The organism is Glycomyces albidus (assembly GCF_009451885.1).
In the GTDB taxonomy this organism is placed as follows: domain Bacteria; phylum Actinomycetota; class Actinomycetes; order Mycobacteriales; family Micromonosporaceae; genus Glycomyces; species Glycomyces albidus.
Genome location: NZ_WIAO01000077.1, coordinates 1 through 6,469, shown reverse-complemented (window position 1 = coordinate 6,469; position 6,469 = coordinate 1). Strand labels below are relative to the sequence as shown.

The window sequence follows — 6,469 nt, the reverse complement described above, 5'->3', positions numbered from 1 at the left end:
GGCGGCGAGCACCGCGGCGGCCGCGAACGGCGCCGGGCCGAGCCGCCGGCACCGCTTCGCGAACGCTTTGGCCCGCAATCGAACCTGCGTCACCGTCGGACCCTTCCCAGGACCAGGACGATCAGGACCGCCGCGACCGCCGCCGCGGCGCCCAGGCCGGTCGCCGCGACCGTCAGCGCCGTCACCGGGGACACGCCCGAGACGAGGGCGAACACGGAGGCGAGCGCGAAGGCGCAGGACCCGGCGGCGCCGAGGACGACGTCCTTCCCTCGCGGCCGGGGCCCGCGGGCCGGGACGGGCGCAGGGGGCTCGGGGACCTCGGCCTCCTTCGCGGCTTCGGCGGGCGTCCCCGCGAGGGGGTAGTCCTCGCGGAGGCCGGCGAGCAGCGCCTCGTCGGCCGCCTCTAGCTTGTCCACACTGGAGCGCTCCAGGTCGGGGAAGGTCAGGCCGTGCTCGGCGGCGAACGACAGCACCTGCGGGGCGATCGCTGTCAGGCCCGAGTTCAGCTTCTCCCAGGCCACGTAGTGGACCAGCCCGACGGTCGCGCCCCCGGCCGCCGCCTCGGCGGCCTGCTCGAGCAGTTCGCGCCCGGCGCCGTCGATGCGGCGCCAGTCGGCGGCCACCACGAGGTCGAACCGCTCGGGCGCGGCGCCCCGCACCAGGAGCGCCCGCGAGGCGGGGAACGGCCGCTCGGGAGCGGCCGCCGCCACGAACGCCTTCGACCGGCCCTGCTGGATCCGCCGGTGCCAGTGCTTGAACGCGCAGGCGTACGCGAACCGGTCGGGCGTCGTCCACCCCGTCGACACGTCGCCCTCCGACAGCGATCCGGGCCGCTGCCGGACGACCGTCAGCAGGTCGTCGAGGAACGCGACCCGGTCCCTGCCGAAGGTCCGCTGGATCCGCAGCTTGAACTCGGTGTCGCCGCCTTTGAGGACCGTGTCGTAGAAGCCGATGCGCTCCCTGACGTCGGCGGCGCGGTACAGGACCGAGGTCGAGCGCGGCTCGGTCAGGCGCTGGGCGGGCGTGACCACCGGCTCGAGGTCCGCGGTGCACCGGATCCCCCGGGCGACGGACATGACCAGGTCGGGGTCGGCCAGGAGCGGCGCGATCTGCCGCTCGATCCAGCGCGGGTGGGCCCAGTCGTCGGAGTCGAGACCGGTCGCGAACTCGCCTTCGGCGACGCCCATGGCCCGGTTCCGGGCCCGGTAGGTGCCGCCGTTGGCGCGCTGCCGCAGCAGCCGCACCCGCTCGTCGCGGCCGGCCGCTTCGAGCAGGACGTCCTCGTACTCGGGCTCCGAGGCGTCGTCCACCAGCAGCAGCTCCAGCCGCCGCCAGCTCTGCGCCAGCACCGAGTCGACGGCGGTCAGCAGCTCCGGACCCGGCCGGAAGCAGGTCATCACGACCGACACGAGCGGTCCGTCCTCGACCGGCTCCGACTCGGCGGCGGTGAGCCGCGCCAGGAGATGCTCCTCGGGGCCGGAGTCGGCGAGTGCGAGGTCCTCCCAGCCGGCGAAGCGGAGGAACGCGGGCAGCCAGCGCCCGGCGTCGTCCGGCGCCTCGGCCCGGTCGAGCGCGTACTCCGCTGCGCGCCACCACGTCTCGGGCACGCGCCGGTAGGTCTTCCGGAGCGTGCCGAGCAGCTCCCGATCGCCGAGGTGCGCCGCCAGTCGGACGTGCGCGACCTGGTCGCGCTCCGGCAGCGCATCCCCCAGGATCCGCTTGGCCCGCCGGTACATCGCCAGCGCCGCCTCCTGCTCGCCGTCCTCAAGCGGCTGCACGGCCAGGGCGTACGCCAGATCGCAGTACGCGGCCAGGTTCAACCGGGACGACTCGACCCCTTCGTCGAACCCGACGTACGCTCCGGCCTCCCGCTGCGGACACGCCAGCGACGCCAGCACCCGCCGCCCCCGCCGCGACCGCAGCCGCAGCACGTTGTCGAGCACGACCCCGCCCGGCAGCGCGGCGAGGCGCGGCAGTGCGGCCTGGAGGTGCGCGTCAGCTGGGGGAGCGGAGGCAGTGTCCGACATAGTCCGAAGATTTCTCTCATAGGCGAAGTGTGTTCGAGGGTATCAAACTGGTATGCACTGATTTATGCCGCTAGGACGGTTCACGTAGCACTTAGGCCACTTCGGACGATTGATCCGCCGACGCAATGCTCGACGCCCCGATCATGCGGCAGTCCACATCACCCGAATCGCTCCGCCGGGCGGCGGCCGCGTCGGCCCCGACGGCGTTCGCGCGGGGTCCGGGCTCCTTCCGCGAGGCCGCTCGTTCCGGCACCGGGCTGGTACCATCTGCAACGCGGGGTCCAGCCGCGACCGTCCGACAGATGTCCTCAACGACGGAATGCTCGCCATGCTGGGCCGGTCTGTCGCGCCCTTCCGGTGAGAACTCCACGATGCGGCGTCTGCCCGAAATCCCCCGATTCCTCGGTGTAGAAAGCAAAGAACCCATGAGAATTGACGTGTCGACGCAGTCCCATGCCTCCGGGACCGCCGTTGAATTCCGAATCCATCGCGACGGCGATGACCGGGAGACGGCGTACGACGGCGCGATTCTCGAAGGGGACCGCGTGATCACGGTCATGCCCCCCGAATGGTCCGCCGAAGCGACGCACCCCGACCTGATCGGCCTCGCCGCCCTCGCCTCCGTGCAGCCCTGGGTCGGCGCGCGGCTCACGCTGAACCGCCCGGTCTCGGCCCAGCTCGCCGACCGCGTACGCGAAGTGTTCGAGATAGAGCTCGGGCCGGTGGACGCGGCCCTCGCCGGCCGCGACGTCGAGATCGGCACCGGCAGGCCGGGCATCGCGTACACCGGCGGGGTCGACTCTGCGGCGCTCGCCGCCCTGCTCCCCCAGGCGAGCCTCTACTTCCTCAACCGCTCGAACCTCGCCGACCGCGAGATCCGGACCAAGTACCGCGCCGACGCCGCCCTCGCCTCCTGCGAGGACATGCGGCGGCTAGGACGGCTCGTTCGCGTCGTCGACTCGAACGTCGAGTACATCAGGACCCCGATCGGCGCGCCCGTCCACGAGCCCTCCGAGCTCTCGTTCGCGATCCCGGTCATCCTCATGGCGGACGTGGACGGACTGGACGCCATCGGCGTGGGCGCCGTCGCGGTCGGCGCCTACGGCCTCGGGTACGAGCGGTTCACCGACATCGACGCGGACCACCCGATCACCCAGTGGGCCGCCGTGACCGAAGCGGTCGGCCTCGGCTCGGTCAACGCGGTCGCCGGCCTCGGCGAGGTCATCACCGCGAAGATCACCATGCAGACCTGGGGCGAGCGCGTCCTCGTGCAGTCCTGCGTGCGCGGCGAACCCGGGCAGCCGTGCAAGCGATGCTGGAAGTGCTTCCGCAAGACCCTGATCGACTCGGCCATCACCGGTGCGTGGCCCGACGACGCGTGGCTCGACGAGGTCATCTGCAGCAGGGAGATCTCCGCCCGGCTGCTCGAGATCCCGATCTACAGCGAGTCGAGCCTGCTCTTCAGCCTCCAGCAGTACCGCGGCCGGCACCCGCTCCTGCTCGCGCTCAAGGAGCGCCTGCGCTGCGACGAGCAGGACTTCGGCCTCTGGGCGCGCTACTACGGGCCCGCCATCGACATCGTCGCGAAGCCGTACCGGGCCGAGGTCAAGGAGCGGCTCGAGGCGTATGCCGAGCCGATGACCGAAGCCGAGGCCGAGCGCCTGCGCGGGTGGCGGAACCAGGAGGCCAGGTTCTCGTTCACGGCGGTCAAGGCCAGGGACGAGTTCGCGCTGCGTCTGGCTGAGCGCTCCGCCGAGTCACGCCTCGTCCCGCTGAGCTGGGACAAGCCCACGGGCAAGGCCCGGGCATACCCTCAGATCAAACGCGAGCGGTCGCCGCGCGCCGTCGAGATCAGGCGCAACGACCACTCGGTGCTGGACGTCCCCGACATCGGCGAGTGGACGCCCGGCCTCAGCGTCTCCATCGTCATCCCTGCATACCGCGACCAGGAGAAGCTCGACCTCACGCTCGCCGCCTTGGCGGCGCAGACCTACCCGGCCGACCTGACTGAGGTCGTCGTGGTGGACGACGGCAGCGAGCCGCCGCTTCGGCTCCCCGATATCCGGCCGGAGAACTGCCGCCTCTTGCGCAACGACACCCGCTTCTGGGGCTCGGCGAACGCGGTCAACATAGGTGTCCGGAACACCACGGGCGACGTGGTCCTGCGGCTCGACGCCGACATGATCGTCTTTCCGGGCCATGTCGAGTCCCACATGCGCTGGCACCACCTGATCGACAACGCCGCGATCGTCGGGCAGAAGAAGTTCGTGACCTACGAATCCGGCGCCCTCACACCCGCGCAGGTCTACGAGGCGGCCCGCGACGGCCGCTGCGACGAGCTGTTCCGGCGCAGTTTCGACTCCTGGAGCGAGGCGCTCTTCGACCGCACCGAGCGGATGGCCAAGGCCCGCACCAAGGACGCCTACAAGGCGTTCGTGGGCGCCACGGGGTCGGTCAACCGCGACCTGTTCGCCACTGCGGGCGGCCTCGCCGAGGACATGGTCCTCGGCGGCGATACCGAGTTCGCGTACCGGCTGGCGCTCGCCGGGGCCGTCTTCATCCCCGACGACGGGCCGCAGGGCCGGAGCTGGCACCTCGGTATTCCGCAGATGAAGTCCAATCCCGACTCCGGCAGCAAGTTTCGCCGCCCGCTCGTCATGCACCGGGTCCCGGACTCGCCGCACCGCCCGGCGCTGGGCCACCTCAAGTGGGAGGTGCCCTTCGCCGACGTGGTCGTCGACACCCGCGGATTCGAGTTCGAGACGGTCGTGGACTGCGTGGCCCCGCTCCTGAGCGGCACGCGGACCGACATCCGCCTGTTCCTCGTGGGCGACTGGCCGGGCCCGCTCGGTCCGCGCCAGGGAACCATCGAGCACCCGCAGCTCGACGCGTTCGCCGTGCAGGAGGTCTTTCGCCACGACGAGCGGATCCATCTGGTGAAGCACACGCCGGTGGCGGCGCCCTCGGTGCCGTGGCGGCTGCTGCTGCCGTGCGGGGTCGTGCCGACCGCCGACATCCTCTCGACCCTCGTCGACCTCGCCGAGGAGCACGGGAAGGGCCTCGTGACCGTGGACCTCCCCGGCGGCGGGAGGATCCGCCTGGAGTGGCGTCCCGCGTTCGCCCGCGCGGCCTGGCACGGTGCGCTCGGGAGCGACATCGACCAGAAGGTCAAGGACCTGTTCGGCGCGCACCGCCTGAAGTCCCTCCACAAGGCCGTCTACATCGGCGGGTACAGCAAGGATCCGGTGGAGCGGCTCGCCGGCGTCGTGCAGCGCCAGAAGACCGAGCTGGACGAGCTGCGCGAAGAGCTGGCGCTGACCCGGAAGCGGAACCGCGCCCTCGAGCAGCGCAAGCGGATCCTCGAGCAGCGCCTGGTCCCGGAGCGGTTCAGGCGCGTCGCCAGGCGGCTGCTCGCGCGCTGATCGCGGCCGGGCCGTTCAGGCCTCGGCCGACGCCAGCGGGCGGACCGCGGCGCGGATCCTCTCTGCCAGGTGGTCGTGGTATTCGGGGATGAAGTGGAACGGCTCGTGCCCCCAGCGGTTGCGGGGGTCGGGGACGCGGAGTTCGGCGGGCATCGAGATGACGATCGCGCGCGGGCCGAGCGCTCCGATGAGGTGGTCGTAGGCGGGGGCGAGCCAGGCGTTGTGCCGCATGGACTCGTCGATGCGGCGGACCGGGGAGCCGTCGGCCTCGTGGGTGGCCCAGAAGGTGCGGTGGACGATCACCGTCTGGTCGGGCCGCAGGAGGGCGGCGAAGCGGCGGCACGCGTCGGCGAAGGGCCCGTCGGGTCGCAGCTCGGTGTCCTCGGGGACCTTCCGGTGGCCGGGCCGTCCGAGGAAGTCCTGCTTGTAGGACTTGGTGGCGGTCACGATGCCGTGGCCGGTGTGCACCATCGGCAGCCGCTCGTCGCCGAGGTCGATCACGATGGGGTGGTCGAGCCGCGGCAGGGTCTGCGCCGCGGTCTTGCGGTGCTCATTGAGGATCACCTGGCGGTTGAACACGTTGTCGGTGGAGATCTCGGCCGGGTCGATCGGGGAGGGCGTGGAGACGATGCTCTGGATGCGCGTGCGCGAGAAGTACTTCACCGGCCGGTTCAGGGGCGCGCGGCCCACGTCGGCGGCGTCGCGGGTCACGCAGGTGCCCAGGATGGAGTACCGCAAGGGTTCGTCGGGGGTCATGGTCAGTCGCTTCCTGCCGTTGACTTTCCGAGTATTTTTCGGTTATGACCGGGTTGACCATAGCAGACGCGGGCAAAGGGGGCGGCACTGAAGCGGGGCGATTGCCTACAAGTGGACAAAGCGAAGGGGCGCAGCGGATCTGAACTGCTCCCCGGAAGTTGGACTGAGAATTCGGTTCCGCTTCCGGGGAGTTGTTGTTTGCATCCGTATAGTTCGTTGACCGAGCAGGAGCGTGCTGCTGCGGTGTCGCTGTTCGAGGCCGGT

Annotated in this window: 3 protein-coding genes; 1 reads left to right on the top strand and 2 read right to left on the bottom strand. The window is 71.2% G+C overall.

Annotated features, from left to right (window positions below; translation table 11 throughout):
- Nucleotides 1-89: 89 nt before the first annotated feature.
- Nucleotides 90-2,027, bottom strand: coding sequence for a glycosyltransferase family 2 protein (locus GFD30_RS26010; protein WP_153028055.1), 1,938 nt, complete (start codon nucleotides 2,025-2,027; stop codon nucleotides 90-92).
- A gap of 425 nt (nucleotides 2,028-2,452) precedes the next feature.
- Here GFD30_RS26010 and GFD30_RS26005 point away from each other — a divergent pair, with 425 nt between their 5' ends.
- Nucleotides 2,453-5,449 (top strand): DUF6395 domain-containing protein, encoded by a 2,997-nt coding sequence (locus tag GFD30_RS26005; protein ID WP_153028054.1) that lies wholly within the window; start codon nucleotides 2,453-2,455, stop codon nucleotides 5,447-5,449.
- Nucleotides 5,450-5,464: 15 nt separating this feature from the next.
- Here the strand turns inward: GFD30_RS26005 and GFD30_RS26000 are convergent, their stop codons facing one another.
- The gene (locus tag GFD30_RS26000) at nucleotides 5,465-6,205 is read right to left on the bottom strand and encodes a DUF6270 domain-containing protein (protein ID WP_153028053.1); all 741 of its coding nucleotides are present in this window, start codon (nucleotides 6,203-6,205) and stop codon (nucleotides 5,465-5,467) included.
- Between the last annotated feature and the right edge of the window lie 264 nt (nucleotides 6,206-6,469).